This is a genomic window from Acinetobacter sp. ANC_7655, from assembly GCF_056784015.1.
Map to the genome: position 1 here is coordinate 1 of NZ_JBWYJB010000008.1, position 17,659 is coordinate 17,659.

Sequence of the window (17,659 nt, forward strand, 5' to 3'; positions counted from 1 at the left end):
CGGTGAAGGTTTCGAACTCAGAACAGACCAATGGGGTGCAGTACGAGCAGGCGAAGGCATACTCATCTCCACCTACAAACAAGAACAAGCCAAAGCAAACCATTTAGATGCAAGTGAAGCTAAACAACAACTCGAAAGTAGCTTAAACAACGCCAAAGCTTTGAGTGAAGTGGCACAAAATCAACAAACTGATCCACTGAGCTTACTCGAAAACCTACAGGGCTATCTCAAGAACTTAGAGAGCGAAGACCAAAGCAAAGCCGCAGCTTTCAAACAAGCGATCATGCTCTTGGCTTCACCAAGTTCAATTGCCGTAGAAAGTAACGAAGACATCCACCTCAGTGCAGATGGGCAGATCAACCAGATTGCACAAGGAAGCATTAACACCAGTACGCAAGACAGCATCATCGGACATGCCAGCAAGAAGATCAGTTTATTTGCCGCGCAAGAGGGAGCGCGACTGTATGCAGGGAAAGGCAAGATTGAGATTCAAGCTCAAGGGGATGGTGCTGACCTGATTGCAAGAAAGGGTGTGCAGATTATTTCCACGGAAGATACGATTTATATCACCAGTCCGAATGAAATTAATCTAACTGCAGGCGGCTCTCAAGTGAAACTAAATGGTTCAGGGGTATTCTCAACCACAGGAGGCAAGTTTGAGGCGAAGGCAGGGCAGCATAAGTTCGTAGGACCTGTGGTAAGTAATAATATAAATTTAAGTTTACCAAGTCTTATGTGTGAGTATAAAGCATTAGATGCATCAGACAGTGGAAGTGCCGCAATTGAACTCGATTGATACAATAAGCCAAATTACTTTAGATTTTAATCAATTTACTGAGGCTAATTATGCAATCTTAGAGTCTGGTTTTTGGCCAGAACTGCATAAACTTTTTGATGAATTTGGTTTAACATATTATTTTGTGGGCTTAAATGTTTTTAAAAATAAAAATATTTGCCCTATATTAATTGATTTGAACAAAATGTCTTTTGATAAGAAAAAAATGATATGGGATGATTTATTTTTAATTACTACGCATTCCTATTTTTCTGAATTTGATAAAATTTATTTGTTGCAAAATTTAATAGAAACTAAATTGAATTTTGATGAGTTTTCTTTATTTCTTGATTCTATTATATCCTTTAATAAAAAAAATGTTTTTAGGGTTTACGATCCGAGAGTTGCTCTTCATTTAGCTGTTGTATTTCCGAATTTTTTGAATCTATCAAATAAAATTGAACGTTGGAGTATATCTATAAATGGTGGTTGGTACAGGTTAAATCTTTTAAAAAAAAATAATTTTAAAATAAATCTAAGTGATGTTGAAATAATCAATGAGAAACTTAGATATGAAGTAGATAATTCAGTATTAGATGTAAATTTAATATTGAGTAAAATATATGGTGAATATGATGTCTAAACTTCCAGACAATTCAAATTGTAAAACATGTAATAAAAAGGGATTGCCAATATATTTAACTAGAATTGGATATCACTCATCTGCAAATAGAAAGTTAATTATAAATAAGCCTAATAATTATCCAGATCTTTCTGGCAAAGGTTCGTATGAATTAAAAAATCTAAGAAATTTAGGGTATATATATGTTTATGATGAGTTAAAACCTAAAGAGATAACCTGTTATAGCAGACATGGTTTAACAAATACATTAAAAGTTAGTCAATTATCATCAACTAATAACACAATATGTAAAATTTGCTCCACTGATGGCAGTCGAGTACTAAATGGAATGTTAATTACCGTTCCTCAAGCTAACACTAAACGCAATGTCTGGATATGTTTTAGTGCACATAAATGGACAAAAAAAACTATCGATAATCATATCAAAGATTCAAAGTTTCGTAGTCATATGACTAAGATATCAATAGGGTCTACTACAGGTTTAGAATATGTTCCAATTAATAAAATAATGGAAATTCAAGATGAGGTAATAAGTAGATTCAAAAAAAACTTATTTAATACAGCAGAAAGATTGAATAAAGGAAAAGGATTATTGGTTGCATTACATGATCCAGTCATGTTATTGGCAGAAATTGAAACTGCTGTTGAGAAAAAATATGTAGCAGTTAATTCTATTAAAGGATACGAAAAGCAATCATTTACTCATCAAACTTTATTAGCTCTTGAAGAGGGTGTAAGAGAAGGGCTTGTATTAAATTATAAGTTTGGTGAGGTTAGAGATAAAGAGACTCAAAGATCTCGAGCTGCAGATTTAGTTTTAAAATCTGGTGATGTATGGAAAAAAAGTGACTATGATTTTGAAATTAGCAAACATCAGGATTTGAGAAAAAAGATCGAAGAAGAATGGAGAAAATATCATAGTAAAATTGATCATTCAGAAAGAAAGGAATGGCTGAAAAAATTTTCTGATGAAAAGAAGAGGCTACATGAAAATAATGTTTTACCCTTGTCAAAAATTTATGAAAAATGGTTGGATTGTAATAGAGTAGTAGCATACTTTTCTAATCAGTTTGATTCATCTGATATGAATAGTGGCATAGCTTACGGTAAAGAAATTATTTTGATGTTAGGTAGTATGGGGGTGCTTGATAATATTCAAAATAAATTGTTAAAGATGATGAGCTACAATGAATTCTCTTCAAAAAATTATATGCTAAATGTTTTTGTATTGAATCAAGATGTTTTAAAGGCGAAGGTGAGAGATTCATTTAAAAAACTAAAACCAGAAGTTGAAAATAAGTTTAGAGATATACCCTGGGATGGGCTTTGGGGAAGTTTCGCAGGTGCATTTCAAAATACTGTTGAGGGTCATGTTGATAAATTAGGTAGTGGTTTTGCAGTCGTTTTTGGTTCCTTATATATACTGTTAGCTCAAGGTATATTAAATGGATTAAATACAGGTTTAGCCGCAATCAGTTATGCTGGATTGTACAGAGTGAAATTCGAACCATTTATTACAAATAACATCAGAACAAGTAAATTGGCTTCAGTGTTAAGAAAAGAGATGATTCTAGCAGCAGCCAGAGAAAATCCTGCTTTAGCGCAGAGTATTAAAACAGATCCAAGAAATTTAAAATTCATGATTGATCAACATATTTTGGATTTAGCAACAAAAACAAATTTGAAAAAACATGTGGTGAAAAGAAACCTTGTAATTGTAAAAGGAGTTTTTAAGAACGTTACAAGTTTTGAACAAGCTTTAAAAGCGGTGACAGTAGATAATATAGATCTTAAAAATGCAGTCTCAAGTGACTTTGATCTGCAATGGCGTGATAGAGTAAAAACGTCAGTTCAAGAAACTCTAAATAGATCTGCCCCCAATGTAACTAAGATGTTTTTAGCTGGTAGTTCTTTAATTATTGGTGCATTCCAAACTTGGGTTTTTGTAAAGTTATGGGATGATGCCTATGGTGATGAAGTGATGGCGCATGATGCCCAGAATAATAGTTACAGAGCTTATGCAGGTGCGATGGCAGCAATTGCTTCGTTTGCACAGTTTGGTGATGCTCTTACAAAACAAGCTGGATTTATGAAAACTTCACTTAATCTAAGTGCTAGATTGTTAGGAGGAAGTGCATCTATTGCTGTCGGCATCATGGATTTATTAGATGCTCCGGATTCTTTTGCAGAAGGTAATTACACATTATTAAGTATGCAAATGGTAAATGGTTTTTTAGGTGTGGGGCTAGGATATGCATTATTGAGAGGATTAACTGTTTTCGGGGTTTATGGATTAATTATCGCAGCTGTAATGATTGGGTTATCAATTATGATAGCTAAATATAAGGACAATGCTCTTCAAGATTGGGTGGAAAGGAGTTCATTTGGAACTTTAAGAAATCAAAGGTATAAAACTTTAGATCAATTGAAATCTCAGTTTGATATATCATTAAAAGCAATTGCAGCATAGGAATAATATGATTAATCACAGGCTTTATGGTGTAACCACTAAATACCCGAAAAAAAAAGAAAATTATCAAGGTGGATATTATCCTATAAAAGATTTACCGATTGTAGAACCAACTGATTATGGCTATATTCGAGAGCTAAACGAAAATTATATTGAATTTTATGATAAAAGTTTTTTTGCAAGAGGTGGTGTTGTTGGGTTGGGTTTAATTTGCCTATTTTTTTTATTAACGCCACTAACTTATTTATTACCTGATCTTTTTACAAAAACAATAAGTGATGATTTTTTTATAATATTATTTTTAACAATATTTGTTATTGCTGGATGTTTTTTATTTAGTTGGTTTGCTGGATATAAAAACTTTATTTCATTTCGTCAATTTCCCATTAGATTTAATCGGAATTTAAAAAAAGTATATTTCCCTAAAATTGATGATAAAGAGTTTGTTGTTGATTGGGGTGATTTAAATGTGACTGTAGAAAAAATAAATATAAAGTCAGATATCGAATATCATGAAATTAAATTTAAGTCTAAGGAAGATATTGAGCAACCTTTTTATTTAGTTAGAAAAGTCAGTGATGAAAAAGATCTATTAAAGTTTTCCTCTTGTTGGCAATTTGTAGTGAATTATATGGAAGGTGAAGAATATAAACATATTAAGAAAAAAAATTATTATTCAAAAGTGTTTGGTATAATTAAAAAATCTTGGTATACACTCTTTGATAATGATTATGTTTTCAAGGAAAATAACGTTAATTCGAAATATGAATATGTGGTTGATGAGGTTGGAAGTTTAAAAAGAAATAAAATTATTGACTATGCTCGATCTTTCTTTTTCTTTTATTATCTTATTTCATTATTAGGTAATCTATTTATTCATGTGTTTAATAGAAATTATTCTTTTAAAGATGATCATGATGCTTGTGAGGTTGAAGGTGTTAGCTTAAATTCAAATAAATTTGGACTCACTCACTATTTAATATGTATTCTATGCGCTTATATAGGGTTATTGTGTTTTACTTCGTTTATTGAATTTATTATGCAAACACGAGGACGTGGGTTTGATAATTATTTGAAGTTTTGGAATTTTCTATAATAAAAAAGCCCTTTCGGGCTTTTTTGTTTAAGGCAATTGCTGAATCGGACTTCCACCCAATGCTTGCAATAACGTCACATAAGCATTGTACTGAGTTTGTTTGGCTTGAACCAAACTTAAACGTGCTTCACGTGTCGTGCGCTGGGCATCGATCAAATTTTTCAGCGCCACAGCACCATTTTTATAACGGACTTGGGTGAGTTGTTCCGTTTTCTCAGCGAGTTGAACATTACGTTCTTGTAAAGCGACTTGTTTGTCTATTTCATTACGTGCGGATAACGCATTTTCAACATCGGCAAATGCTTTATATAGCGTCTGACGGTATTGAATAATAGACTTTTCATATTCAAGTTCATTGACACGCAAATCAAGCTTCATGTCATTCCATTGCAGGAAAGGGAGCGTAAGACCCGCACCCAATATCGCAGCAGGATTCGACAGCACGTTGCTGAGTGATGTGCTTGCGCCTCCTGTGCTAATGCTGCCAGTTAAATTAATCGAAGGATAATAGCTGGCCTTATTGGCATCTTTGTTCGCCAATGCTTTACGTAAACGTAACTCAGCTGCCTGCAAGTCAGGACGACGGGATAAAAGTTCAGCAGGTAAGCCCGATTGAATTTGAGGTAGGGCAGAACGTGGTAAGCGCTGTGGCTCCGCAATATTCAACTGTTGAACAGGTTGATTCAGTAAAACTGCAAGAGCAGTCCGTGTTTCAACTTTTTGTTGTTCGATCTGGCTTAACGTAGCTTTTTGACTTTGAACTGCTTGTTCGGCTGAAGTCAAATCAAGTCCAGAGACAGCCCCAGCACGATATTGGGTACGCACCAATTCATAAGTTTTCTGCGTACTCGCCAAATTTTGTTGAGCCACAGATAGGCGTTCATTAAGATATCCCAATTGCCAATACAATTGTGCAGTTGTTGCAATCAGGCTTTGTGCAGTGGCTTGTAAATCTTGCTCAGTCGCAAGTGCTTCCCATCGAGATGCTTCAGTTTGATTGGCCAATTTACCGAATAAATCCAGCTCATAGCTTAAGCCAGGATAGTTCAGTGAAATACCATTTGAAGAATCACCATCACCATCTAAACTAAAACGATGACCGACCGATGCACCTGCATTGCCAATACGCACACCTTGCTGACTTTCAGATTGCTTGGCTTGAATGCGTGCTTGTTGCAAATTAATCCCAGCAACAGCTAAATCAGTATTACGGGCAATCACTTGTTCAACCAATTGGTTGAGCTGTGCATCACCAAATAATGTCCACCATTGATCATGAAAAGCCTGTTGGTGGATATTTTGGCTGTGTTGTTGGCTGTTTTGAAAGCCCTGTGGAATATCGGCTGCAGGAGCTTGATAAGGCGTTTTCACTACAGCCGCACAGCCGACTAAAGAGCCTGTTAATGCTAAGGTCATGAACAGTTTATGAAGTTGATTACGCATAGTTATACCTTATTATTCTCTTGACAGTGCATCGACAGGATTTAAACGAGCAGCATTTCGTGCTGGGATAAAACCGAATACGATCCCGATTAAACTTGAACAAACGAATGCAGCTATTATTGATGTGGTTGAATACGCCATTTGGAACGTGCCACCAGCAAAGTGTGTAATCAGCTGACCAATTCCCAGTGATAATAACACCCCAAGGATACCGCCTAAAATACACACTAATACGGCTTCAATCAGGAATTGTTGCAAAATATCGCTTTGTCGAGCACCCACGGCCATTCGCACACCAATTTCTTGCGTTCGTTCAGTGACAGACACCAACATAATGTTCATGACACCGATACCACCAACGACTAAAGAAATCACAGCAATCGCAGAAATGAGTAAAGTCATTGTAGCGGTAGTTTGCTGGATGGTTTCACGAATACTGTCCGCATTTTGAGTGAACACGTCTTGCGCCCCGTGGCGTTGAACGAGTAAATTCAAGATTGCATTTTCAGCAGCAGTGCTTGAATATTCATCTTTTACACGAACGATGATGCTTCTCACATTCGACTGTCCAAGCATTCGACTCATGACGGTTGAGTAAGGGAGATAGACATTAAGACTATCTGAATTACCCATTGCACCTTGTTGAGCATCTACGATACCAATAATACGACTAGGTACACTGCCCAATAGAATTACTTGTCCAATAGGATCCGTACCATCGCTAAAGAATGTCTTTTGGGTATTGGTATCAATCACAACATCTTGGGCTTGTTCAGTAACACTATGTTTGTCAAATGGTTGACCTGATTTAAACGTTAAACCACGCACATAGAAAAAGTCTTCACTCACGCCATTGACTGTCGTGGATGCCTCTACATCTTTATATCTTCCCGTGACAGAACTATTGACTGAAGGACTTACACCATCTACGTAAGGCTGTTCCGCTAATGCATCAGCATCAGCAGGGATTAAGGTCTTGGCCTGAGAAGATCGGGAGTTATCACCAAAACCACGTCCTTGGTAGACCGTAATGGTATTGGTGCCCAAACTACTAATATTTTCTAAAATTTGTTTTTGTGATCCATTACCAAGTGCGACAACCGAAACGACAGATGCGATCCCGATAATGATTCCGAGCATGGTCAAAAAAGTACGCATTCGATGAGCATTCATGGCCAGAAGCGCCATGCGGAAAGCTTCACCTAAACGGTCTAAAGCTGAACGCCAAGACGATGTTTTCTTTTGCTCAGCACGAATCAATTCTTCACGTTCAAAGCCATCATCAATCTCAGGAACATTGGGTTCATCAGAAATAATATTACCGTCTGAAATCTCAATAATACGAGTCGCATTTTTGGCAACATTGTGATCATGAGTAACGAGAATGATGGTATGACCTTTGGCATTCAGCTCGCGTAAAATACGCATCACTTCAATACCGCTGTTTTTATCTAATGCCCCAGTAGGCTCATCGGCGAGAATAACATCACCGCCATTCATCAACGCGCGAGCAATCGAAACACGCTGTTGCTGACCACCTGAAAGTTGACTTGGGCGGTTTTGGGTTTTTTCACCTAGCCCTAAATCGGACAAAAGTTGAACCGCACGATCATGGCGTTCAGAAGCATCAGCGCCGGCATAGATCGCAGGGACTTCGACATTACCAGCTGCATTTAAGTCACCAAGTAAATGGTAGCGCTGGAAGATGAATCCGAAATATTCACGGCGTAATTGAGCAAGTTCATCAGGTTCTAGCTCACGTGTTTCGCGGCCCTTAACCTTGTAGCTACCATTGGTCGGTTTATCTAAACATCCTAAGATGTTCATCAGTGTTGATTTTCCTGAGCCTGACTGACCTACAATGGCAACCAATTCTCCAGGATAAATCTCAAGATTTACCCCTTTTAGAATTTGCACAGTAGATTCACCAGCAGGGAATTCACGGGTCAGGTTTTTGACCTCGAGTAGAGGTGTTCTCGTCTGACTCATAATTACATTCTCATTGGACCAGCGCCACCACGTGCGCCACGTTTAGCTGAGTCATTTGATGAATCAGAGCCATCCGCAATTACAACTTTATCGCCTAATTTTAAACCGCGTAAAACTTGTGCTGTTGCACGGTTATTTAGACCGATAAGAACAGGGGTCGGTTTGGCTGTGCCATCTGCTTGAAGTACGCGTACCATAGCCATGGAAGCTTTACCTTGATCGACTAATGCCTTTTCCTCAGCGGTTAATTCTAAACGCTTAGGACGATCAGCTGATGAACGTTCGGCACGCCCTTCACCACGAGCTTGTTCATTACGTTCTTGGGCATTTGAACCCGCATTTGCACCACGCTGGCGAGCAGGACGATTAGAGCTTTGAACAGCAGAAGATGGAATAGTCAGTGCATTCTTTACTTCATCTAACACGATATAAACTTGAGCAGTCATATCAATACGCAATTTTCCATCTTCATTAGGAACATCGAATAGAGCGTTGTAATACACAGCTGTGCTTGATGAAGATGAATTTGAGTTGTTGGTTTCTGTATTGATTGAGTTAGGTGCAGGTTCAACTTGACGCAGTGTTGCGTAATGCTTTTTCTCGCTATTACCTAAAGTAGTGAAATAAACAGTTTGACCTTCCTCAACACGCATAACATCTGCTTCAGAAATTTCAGCCTTAACCGTCATGGTGTCAAGTTTTGCTAATTTCACGATGGTTGGCGCGCTTTGATTCGCGTTCACTGTTTGACCTTCTTCAGTCACAATTGCCACAATTGTGCCATCCATCGGAGCAACGATACGGGTATAGCCTAAATCTTCTTTAGTCGTAGCCAGAGATAAACGAGATTGCTCGATTTGAGCATTCATCGCGACGATATCGGCTTGAGCAGTTTTATAACTTGCTAATGCGGACTCATATTCGGCACGAGAAGTTGCATCTTGGGCATACATGGCTTTTTGGCGATTATATTCCGCCTCAACTTTAGTCAGATTTGCTTGTTTGACTGCCAATTGAGCCAACTGATTTTTAATACTGGCTTCAGCTGTTTTTAGATCATTTTCCTGACGAACGGAATCGATTTGAGCAATCAGTTGACCTTGTTTAACTTGATCGCCCAATTGCACATACATTTTTTTCACCTGACCTGAAACCTGTGCACCAACGCTAACCATTTTGGTCGCTTCTAATACACCTGTTGCAAGGACAGAGTTTTCAATATCACCACGTGTCACTTCAGCGGTAATAAACTGAGGTTGCTCATCTTTAGGTTTAAAGAAATACCAAGCTAAAGCGATAGCTGCAATCGTAATGATCGCGATGATAATCAATTTCGTTGGTTTTATTTTTTGCATGGCGATATTGAAAAATGACGGAAATTAAGCGAATTATAATGATGAAATAAGGATAAAAAGTGTATTTTTCTTAAATAAAATCAATAATCATTTTTATAGTTATAAATAGACCTTGCTCGTTAACTAAGCAAACAAGGTTTTTCCACATAATTCAGCAATGGCTTGTTGCATGAGGTGTTCTGGATTTTCATTATTTTTGCCTTTGATGGCAGCATCGATTCTTAATAGCAATTGTGGCCATGTGAGAAATTGCTTGGGATTAAGACGTCTCAAGGCTTGTTGATAAAGACTGACTTTGGTTTTCCAGATGCCGAGTTGTAATGCATTTTGTGGTTGCTCAAAAAGTTGCATCAGTAAGCGCATTTCTTTGCTTACCGTCCATAATACTAAACTGTGTGGTTCGCCAGCTTCGACTAAATATTGGTATATTTTGATCGCTTGACTTAGGTTGCCTGAAATTAATGCATCGCTTAAGTCAAAAGTGGTATAGCGTGATTGATCTTGTAAGCATTCGAGCAAATGTTGCATTTCAAGATGCTGTACATCGGGGAACGTGTCTGCCAGACGCATTAAGCTGTTTTTAGCAGCCAATAAATTATGTTCGTGGTGGACTTCGAGCCATTGCCATGCATCTTGGCTCAGTTGAATCCCAATTTTATCAGCTTCTATGCTGAGTATACGCTGACGATCTTGCGCATAAGTTGCTGTAAGAGGAACCAAGACGCCATTGGCTTCAATCGTTTGAAAAAACGCCGACTTTAAGCTACTGCTATCTTGCTTAGGCATAATGATCAACAACAAGTTGTGTTCATTATGCTGGATATAATGCTTGAGTAACTTTAACGCATTGGCATCTGGCTTAATGTTGCCATGGACCTCTACTGCGAGATTTTGTGAAAAAAGAGAAAGGCTGTTGAGTGCATTAAATACATTTTTCCAATCAGCAACGCTTTGGATGTCATAGCGCTCTCTTTCCACGTGATTGATGATCCAACTTTGACGGAAAGCATCTAAAAGATTTTGCTCAAGTAAAGGTTCTTGACCATGTAATACCCATGCACCACGTGCTTCGTTTACACGTTTTAATGCTTGTAGATAATCTAACTTCATTCTGAGTTACGGATTTTCAGAGGCAGTAGGTTCAAAAGTTTGTTGCACAGGTAACAGTACATTTGCTTCTGCTTTTGGCAGACGGTTTGCAGCAATTTGACGAGAGATCTGTTGAGCGACATCGTCAATTAAGATTTCACTGAGATATTTATTTTGTTGATCATCTGTGTTCACGGTTGCAACATTATATTGATATGTACGTGTCGCAGTTAAAGTTCGAGGTTTTGTCACCAAGTTACCTTGACGATCTTCGATTTGGAAAGTCACAGAAAGTCTAAGTAGAACTTCAATGAGTTTGCCGTTGAGCTCATGGCGAATTGGCTTATAGTCGATGATACGTAATACATATGCATCGTTGGAATTACTCAGTTGCACACCTGCAGCAGTGAGATAAACACTGAGTTTACGCTCTAAATCAGAAGTATTGGCAGGGAGTGCTAATTCAAGCTTTGTATAAGCCAGTGGCGTTGAAGTTGGATTGGTCCCTTTTAGATGAAATCCACAGCCGACCATAGTTGCGCTTAAGCCTAAAGTTAGAACAGCAATAGCTAAACGTTTGCTCAAATGCATTGTAGATCCTCTGTGTATTTCCTGAGACTCAGGATAAATTTTGAATATTCTGATTGTATGTGCAAAGCCCGTTGACTGGCAACGGGCTTTGTTTGGGAATTGTGAAATCCTTATATTCCCCTCTTTTTAAAAGAGGTGAGAAGCAATGCTTCGCAATGGAAATTAAATCCCTCCAAAGCTCCCTTTCTTGCGCTTTGATCTAAAGCTGTGCTTTATATCTTACTCAGGGAGGCTTTAAGGTTCTTAAACCACCAAATTCACTAATTTATTCGGAACAACGATTTCTTTCTTGGTTGGACCTGTTAAGAATTGTTGTACTTCAGGCAATGCTTTTGCTTGCGCCAGAATGTCATCTTTCGATGCATCTACAGACACTTCAAGTTTGCCACGAAGCTTACCGTTCACTTGAACCACAATGGTTTGTGTATTACGTGTTAATGCAGATTCATCCACTTGAGGGAATAATGTTGCATTTAACTCGATACCAAACTGCGCCAATAACGTTTCACTTAAATGCGGTGCAAATGGAGCAAGTAAAGTTAAAAGCGTCGTAATCGATTCACGTGCAACAGCAACATCGTTATCATCTTTCGCTTCAAACTTATTGTTTGCATTCAGAAGTTCCATCATCGCTGCAATCGCAGTGTTAAATGCATGACGACGTTCGATGTCATCACCCACTTTTTGGATGGTTTCGTGAGTCTTACGACGTAAGTCTTGAGCCGCAGTTGAAAGCGCAGCTTTATCAATCGCTGATGCAGTATTACCTTGTTCAAGGAAACCAGTTGCCAAGCGCCATACACGTTTTAAGAAACGGTTAGCACCTTCTACACCTGCATCAGACCATTCTAAAGATTGATCTGGTGGCGCAGCAAACATCATAAATACACGTGCCGTATCTGCGCCGTATTGGTCAATAATAGATTGTGGGTCGATACCGTTATTTTTCGATTTCGACATTTTTTCTTGACCGCCAACGATAACGTCTTGACCATCACCTTTGTATTTTGCAGATGTGATACGACCTTTTTCATCACGCTCAAGTTCGATATCCGCAGGGTTGAACCACGTTTTCTTACCTGATTCAGATTCGCGGTAATAGGTATCAGCAAGTACCATACCTTGCGTTAACAAGTTGGTGAATGGTTCGTTACCTTGTACTACACCTTCATCACGCATCAATTTGTGGAAGAAACGTGCATATAACAAATGCAGAATCGCGTGTTCAACACCACCGATGTATTGGTTTACAGGAAGCCAAGTTTGTCCCGCTTCAGGTTTAACCATACCACCAGTAAAGTCAGGCGATGCGTAACGAGCATAGTACCAAGATGATTCTACAAATGTATCAAGTGTATCTGTTTCACGACGTGCATCGCCGTTACAGCTTGGACATTTCGTTTCATAGAACTCAGGCATCTTGTTGAGAGGGTTACCTGAACCATCTGGTACAACGTCAGTTGGAAGTACAACAGGAAGTTGGTCTTCAGGTACTGGCACTTGACCACATGTTGGGCAGTTGATCATTGGAATCGGACAACCCCAATAACGCTGACGAGATACACCCCAGTCACGTAAACGGAATTGAACTTTTACATTTGCAAGACCTTGTGGTTCTAATTTTGCAAGGAAAGCATCAAATGCACCTTGGAAGTCTAAACCATCAAATTCGCCTGAATTGACCAATTTACCTTCTTTTGAACCGTACCATTCTTGCCACTGAGTCGCATCAAAATCATTATCATCAGCGCCTTTCGCATCAATGACTTGCTTAATGGTTAAGCCGTATTTGTTAGCAAACTCGAAGTCACGTTCATCGTGTGAAGGCACCGCCATCACCGCACCTGAACCGTATGACATCAATACATAGTTTGCGATCCAAACAGGAACTTCTTCACCTGTTACAGGGTGCTTAACTGACAAACCTGTTGCCATGCCTTTCTTTTCAGCAGTAGCGAGGTCGGCTTCTGCCACAGAACCCATACGGCATTCTTCAATAAATGCAGCGAGTTCAGGATTATTTTCCGCAGCTTTAAGCGCCATCGGGTGTTCTGCTGCAACTGCAACATAAGTTACACCCATTAAAGTGTCAGCACGTGTAGTAAATACAGTTAGGCCATCTGCATAAATTTCAGGATTTGCTGAAGGGAAGGTAATTTCCATACCCTGTGAGCGACCAATCCAGTTACGTTGCATCGTAAGGACTTGTTGTGGCCAACCGTCTTTGAGTGTGTCTAAGTCATCAAGTAATTCTTGCGCATAGTCGGTAATGCGGAAGTAGTACATTGGAATATCACGTTTTTCTACCAATGCACCTGAACGCCAACCACGACCATTTTCTACTTGTTCATTTGCAAGTACAGTTTGGTCTACAGGATCCCAATTTACCGTTGAAAGCTTACGGTAGATTAAGCCTTTTTTATAAAGCTGAACGAATAACCATTGTTCCCAGCGATAATATTCTGGTGTACACGTTGCAAATTCACGATCCCAATCAACCGCAAGACCTAATTTTTTAAGCTGATTACGCATGTAATCGATATTTTCGAAGGTCCATTTTGCCGGTGCAACTTGGTGTGCAATCGCAGCATTTTCAGCAGGTAAACCAAACGCATCCCAACCCATAGGTTGTAATACAGTTTCACCTTTGAGACGGTGGAAGCGGCTGATCACGTCACCAATCGTGTAGTTACGTACATGACCCATATGCAGTTTGCCACTTGGGTAAGGGAACATCGAGAGGATATATCGACGTGGACCTTCTACAGTGTCGGCAACTTTAAAGGCTTTGCGAGATTCCCAGTCCTGTTGAACTTGGGGCTCAATCGCACTGGCTTGGTATTCAGAGTCAATGTGAGTAGTCATATACGTAATACAAGAGAACGGTTAAAAAATTTAGCGCACAGCATAGCGCAAAAAGCACCTAAAAGTGAATTTTACAGACTGAAAATGGATGCAAAACTTAAATTAAGATCAAAAAGACAAATTCACTCATTTGAAACTTGAGTTTCGCTTAATGGAGCAGCATTTGTGTTTTGTGACTCAGTATTTGAAGCACTCTTTGTTTGCTGTTGCGTTGGTATCGTTTGAGTCTGTGAGGTTTGAGGAGCTTCGCTCTGGTTTGTATTTGTATTGACAGATGTTGTTGGTGCTTTCCAACCATACGTTTCAACTTTCCCTTTCTTTTTTGCTGATTTTGGTGGTGGGGTGGTGGTGTAGTGGGTTGAACCATTTTGATCGACCCATTTGTAATATTCTTTTGCCTGCACCATAGATGAACAAATAGAAACGAAAACGACCGTTGATGCTAAACAAGAAAGTTTTAAAGATGATGCTAGTGAATTCATGACTTCACCTATAAAGAAATAAGAGGGGAATGAGTTTTTTTACACGTTTATATCGCAGTATTTTGCGAGAAACTGATGAAGATTAATTGGTTTTATTTTAATCAAAAAAATCATTTTGCGTATAAATTGTTTTATATAAATATTAAAAATAAGTGTTTGAAATTTTTTTTATAAATCATCCAACCAAAAGTTATCGTTTGAAAAATAATCGGTTGGTAAATAAACAATAAAAAGGTTTCGGCAAACCTTGACTTTGGTCGTGAAAAAACTAAAAATGCTGCTCTAGTTTTATATGTTTTGTTCGATCACCCTTCGAATAAATATCATAGCTTGCAATAACGTTGTCTCTAAGCCGAGACAATGAAATAGCAGAAATATGTTTATCCCAACATGTTGAATATGCAGTCGCAACTCAAACGGTTGTGATCGAAAAATTTTATTATTGCAGCAAAAACGATGAAATATGTGTGCTATAACAGTGCATACAAACGAATGAATGAAACACGACTTATGTCTCCCATAACCGTCGTGGAAATAAGATTAGGGTGAATACGTTGGAACTTTTATCTGGTGGTGAAATGCTTGTTCGCGCATTGGCGGACGAAGGCGTTGAACATGTTTTTGGATATCCAGGCGGCGCAGTTTTACACATTTACGACGCGCTATTCAAACAAGACAAAATTAATCATTACCTCGTGCGTCATGAGCAAGCTGCTGGTCATATGGCAGATGCATACTCGCGCGTAACAGGTAAGACAGGTGTTGTACTGGTGACCTCGGGTCCAGGTGCGACTAACACTGTGACACCAATCGCGACAGCTTACATGGACTCAATCCCAATGGTGATTTTGTCTGGTCAGGTTGCAAGCCATTTGATTGGTGAAGATGCATTCCAAGAAACGGATATGGTTGGTATTTCTCGTCCAATCGTGAAACACAGTTTCCAAGTGCGTCATGCGAGTGAAATTCCAGCGGTTATTAAAAAAGCTTTCTATATCGCGTCATCAGGTCGTCCAGGTCCTGTGGTTGTTGATATTCCAAAAGATGCAACAAACCCTGCTGAAAAATTTGCATACGAATATCCTGAAAAAGTAAAAATGCGCTCTTACCAGCCGCCACATCGTGGTCATACTGGTCAGATCCGCAAAGCTATTGATGAATTGATCAATGCTAAACGTCCTATTATTTATACGGGCGGTGGTGTTGTTCAAGGCAATGCATCACATTTATTGACTGAATTAGCACATCTATTGGGTTATCCAGTAACCAACACATTGATGGGGCTAGGTGCATTCCCTGGTAATGATCCTCAATTTATTGGTATGTTGGGTATGCATGGGACATATGAAGCGAACATGACCATGGGTCACGCTGATGTGATTCTATGTGTTGGTGCGCGTTTCGATGACCGTGTAACCAATAATCCTGCAAAATTCTGTCCAAATGCGAAAGTGATTCACATTGATATCGATCCTGCGACGATTTCAAAAACAATCATGGCGCATATCCCAATCGTGGGTGCTGTAGAGCCAGTTCTTCAAGAAATGTTAGCGCAATTAAAACAGCTGAATATTTCTAAGCCGAACCCTGAAGCTATTGCGGATTGGTGGAAACAAATCAATGAGTGGCGTCAGGTTCATGGTTTGAAATATGAAAAACCAACTGACGGTACGATGAAACCTCAACAAGTTGTTCAAGCTTTAGATAAAGTAACGAACAGCCAAGCAATCATCACTTCTGACGTTGGTCAACATCAGATGTTTGGTGCGTTGTATTACAAATACACACGTCCACGTCAATGGATTAACTCAGGTGGCTTAGGCACGATGGGTGTTGGTCTTCCATATGCGATGGCGGCTAAGCTTGCATTCCCTGACCAACAAGTTGTTTGTATTACAGGTGAAGCATCCATTCAGATGTGTATCCAAGAGCTCTCAACATGTAAGCAATATGGCCTAAATGTTAAAATCTTGTGCTTAAACAACCGTGCTTTAGGTATGGTGAAACAATGGCAAGATATGAATTATGAAGGTCGTCACTCAAGTTCATATGTTGAGTCATTGCCTGACTTTGCGAAGTTGATGGAAGCTTACGGACATGTAGGTATTCAAATTGATCATGCGGATGAGCTTGAATCGAAGCTTGCAGAAGCAATGGCGATTAATGATAAATGTGTATTCATCAACGTGATGGTTGACCGTACTGAGCATGTTTATCCGATGTTAATCGCGGGTCAATCTATGACAGATATGTGGTTATCTAAAGGGGAGCGCACAGCATGAGACATATCATCTCTGTTCTCATTGAGAACGAATCTGGCGCGCTTTCACGTTTAGTGGGTTTGTTCTCACAACGTGGTTATAACATTGAAACTTTGAACGTTGCGCCAACAGAAGACCCAACAATGTCTCGTTTGACATTGACGACTTATGGTGATGATCACAAGATTGAGCAAATCACAAAACAACTCAACAAACTTGTTGAAGTGGTTAAAGTGGTTGACCTTTCTGAAGGTTCACACATTGAACGTGAATTGATGTTAATCAAAGTAAAAGCTTTGGGTTCTGCGCGTGCTGAAATTAAACGCACAGCAGATATCTTCCGCGGACAAATCGTGGATGTAACACCAACGACTTACACGATTCAAATCGCGGGTACAACTGAGAAAATTGATGGTTTTATTGATGCTTTGGCAGAGAATACCATTCTTGAAGTTGTACGTTCAGGTGTGTCTGGTATCGCACGTGGCGAAAAAGTTTTAACAATCTAATTTTTTATTAACAAATTCTTCCCTCCTCCGAGAGGAGGGGGTTGGCGAACCACATTAACATTCGCTAATCAAACGGAAGCCAAAGCATTTT

The 17,659-nt window shown here is 39.0% G+C and carries 13 protein-coding genes; 6 read left to right on the top strand and 7 right to left on the bottom strand.

Annotated features, from left to right (window positions below; translation table 11 throughout):
- The 4 genes from AC1M9N_RS09445 to AC1M9N_RS09460 all read left to right on the top strand — a co-directional run.
- Positions 1 to 796, top strand: a 796-nt coding sequence (locus AC1M9N_RS09445) for a DUF2345 domain-containing protein (RefSeq protein ID WP_481954649.1), incomplete at its 5' end; no start/stop codon positions are given.
- Positions 768 to 1,418 carry a hypothetical protein gene (locus AC1M9N_RS09450; RefSeq protein WP_481954650.1) on the top strand — a complete coding sequence of 217 codons (651 nt, stop codon included), beginning with the start codon at positions 768 to 770 and terminating at the stop codon, positions 1,416 to 1,418. The genes AC1M9N_RS09445 and AC1M9N_RS09450, both read left to right, overlap by 29 nt.
- Positions 1,411 to 3,888: a T6SS effector BTH_I2691 family protein gene (locus tag AC1M9N_RS09455; protein WP_481954651.1), complete on the top strand. Its 2,478-nt coding sequence runs from the start codon at positions 1,411 to 1,413 to the stop codon at positions 3,886 to 3,888. Before AC1M9N_RS09450 ends, AC1M9N_RS09455 begins: the two co-directional genes overlap by 8 nt.
- A gap of 7 nt (positions 3,889 to 3,895) precedes the next feature.
- Positions 3,896 to 4,984 (top strand): hypothetical protein, encoded by a 1,089-nt coding sequence (locus tag AC1M9N_RS09460; RefSeq protein ID WP_481954652.1) that lies wholly within the window; start codon positions 3,896 to 3,898, stop codon positions 4,982 to 4,984.
- A 27-nt stretch (positions 4,985 to 5,011) separates the two neighbouring features.
- On the opposite strand, the gene AC1M9N_RS09465 is transcribed toward AC1M9N_RS09460, so the two are convergent.
- From AC1M9N_RS09465 to AC1M9N_RS09495, 7 genes are all read right to left on the bottom strand, one after another.
- Positions 5,012 to 6,427, bottom strand: coding sequence for an efflux transporter outer membrane subunit (locus AC1M9N_RS09465; protein WP_481954653.1), 1,416 nt, complete (start codon positions 6,425 to 6,427; stop codon positions 5,012 to 5,014).
- Between the two features lie 12 nt (positions 6,428 to 6,439).
- Entirely contained in the window at positions 6,440 to 8,416 is a 1,977-nt protein-coding gene (locus tag AC1M9N_RS09470; RefSeq protein WP_481610172.1) for a MacB family efflux pump subunit, read from the bottom strand.
- A gap of 2 nt (positions 8,417 to 8,418) precedes the next feature.
- A complete protein-coding gene (locus tag AC1M9N_RS09475) occupies positions 8,419 to 9,771 on the bottom strand; it encodes a MacA family efflux pump subunit (protein WP_481609047.1) in 1,353 nt (450 codons plus the stop codon).
- A 123-nt stretch (positions 9,772 to 9,894) separates the two neighbouring features.
- Complete coding sequence (holA, locus tag AC1M9N_RS09480; protein ID WP_035270157.1) at positions 9,895 to 10,881, bottom strand: DNA polymerase III subunit delta; 987 nt, start codon at positions 10,879 to 10,881, stop codon at positions 9,895 to 9,897.
- A 6-nt stretch (positions 10,882 to 10,887) separates the two neighbouring features.
- Positions 10,888 to 11,451 (bottom strand): LPS-assembly lipoprotein LptE, encoded by a 564-nt coding sequence (locus tag AC1M9N_RS09485; protein ID WP_035270158.1) that lies wholly within the window; start codon positions 11,449 to 11,451, stop codon positions 10,888 to 10,890.
- 243 nt (positions 11,452 to 11,694) lie between these two features.
- The gene (gene leuS / locus AC1M9N_RS09490) at positions 11,695 to 14,316 is read right to left on the bottom strand and encodes a leucine--tRNA ligase (RefSeq protein WP_481953620.1); all 2,622 of its coding nucleotides are present in this window, start codon (positions 14,314 to 14,316) and stop codon (positions 11,695 to 11,697) included.
- A gap of 122 nt (positions 14,317 to 14,438) precedes the next feature.
- Entirely contained in the window at positions 14,439 to 14,798 is a 360-nt protein-coding gene (locus AC1M9N_RS09495) for a DUF4124 domain-containing protein (RefSeq protein ID WP_180000565.1), read from the bottom strand.
- 554 nt (positions 14,799 to 15,352) lie between these two features.
- On the opposite strand from AC1M9N_RS09495, the gene AC1M9N_RS09500 reads away from it, so the two are divergent.
- Positions 15,353 to 17,080: an acetolactate synthase 3 large subunit gene (locus AC1M9N_RS09500; RefSeq protein ID WP_035265632.1), complete on the top strand. Its 1,728-nt coding sequence runs from the start codon at positions 15,353 to 15,355 to the stop codon at positions 17,078 to 17,080.
- Positions 17,077 to 17,568, top strand: coding sequence for an acetolactate synthase small subunit (ilvN, locus tag AC1M9N_RS09505; RefSeq protein ID WP_035265631.1), 492 nt, complete (start codon positions 17,077 to 17,079; stop codon positions 17,566 to 17,568). The genes AC1M9N_RS09500 and ilvN overlap by 4 nt, the downstream gene beginning before the upstream one ends.
- Positions 17,569 to 17,659 lie beyond the last annotated feature (91 nt).

What these genes read in the sequence shown, in the direction of transcription:
- holA (WP_035270157.1), bottom strand. Translation starts at nt 10,881, where the DNA reads ATGAAGTTAGATTATCTACAAGCATTAAAACGTGTAAACGAAGCACGT.
- AC1M9N_RS09475 (WP_481609047.1), bottom strand. Translation starts at nt 9,771, where the DNA reads ATGCAAAAAATAAAACCAACGAAATTGATTATCATCGCGATCATTACG.
- AC1M9N_RS09485 (WP_035270158.1), bottom strand. Translation starts at nt 11,451, where the DNA reads ATGCATTTGAGCAAACGTTTAGCTATTGCTGTTCTAACTTTAGGCTTA.
- AC1M9N_RS09460 (WP_481954652.1), top strand. Translation starts at nt 3,896, where the DNA reads ATGATTAATCACAGGCTTTATGGTGTAACCACTAAATACCCGAAAAAA.
- ilvN (WP_035265631.1), top strand. Translation starts at nt 17,077, where the DNA reads ATGAGACATATCATCTCTGTTCTCATTGAGAACGAATCTGGCGCGCTT.
- AC1M9N_RS09455 (WP_481954651.1), top strand. Translation starts at nt 1,411, where the DNA reads ATGTCTAAACTTCCAGACAATTCAAATTGTAAAACATGTAATAAAAAG.
- leuS (WP_481953620.1), bottom strand. Translation starts at nt 14,316, where the DNA reads ATGACTACTCACATTGACTCTGAATACCAAGCCAGTGCGATTGAGCCC.
- AC1M9N_RS09465 (WP_481954653.1), bottom strand. Translation starts at nt 6,427, where the DNA reads ATGCGTAATCAACTTCATAAACTGTTCATGACCTTAGCATTAACAGGC.
- AC1M9N_RS09495 (WP_180000565.1), bottom strand. Translation starts at nt 14,798, where the DNA reads ATGAATTCACTAGCATCATCTTTAAAACTTTCTTGTTTAGCATCAACG.
- AC1M9N_RS09470 (WP_481610172.1), bottom strand. Translation starts at nt 8,416, where the DNA reads ATGAGTCAGACGAGAACACCTCTACTCGAGGTCAAAAACCTGACCCGT.